A 259-nucleotide genomic window follows, 5' to 3' on the forward strand; every position below is an offset into this window, starting at 1 on the left:
TACATCCCAAGTACGACATGCTGGGCATTTGAAGTCTCCAAATTCAACTACCTTAACCGGAGCATCATCTTTACCTAAAGATTGTTGCGTAGAATAAGCAAACATCTCATTCCCTTTATCTTTTTTGTCATTTATGATGCTATACGCAATTGTTCCAATTACAATCAATACTGCGATAGAAAAAACTATACCAAGAGCCATGAGTTTATTTGATTTCATATACATTCCTCTTTAAATTCATATTCTGTATACAGCATTG

At 34.0% G+C, this 259-nt stretch carries 1 protein-coding gene; it reads right to left on the reverse strand.

Going from position 1 to position 259, the window contains the following annotated elements; genetic code table 11:
- The coding region (locus FE392_RS23345) for a thioredoxin domain-containing protein (protein WP_319932048.1) at nucleotides 1–219 on the reverse strand (219 nt) is incomplete at its 3' end.
- Between the last annotated feature and the right edge of the window lie 40 nt (nucleotides 220–259).

Source organism: Xenorhabdus santafensis (assembly GCF_033949405.1).
Lineage (GTDB): Bacteria > Pseudomonadota > Gammaproteobacteria > Enterobacterales > Enterobacteriaceae > Xenorhabdus > Xenorhabdus santafensis.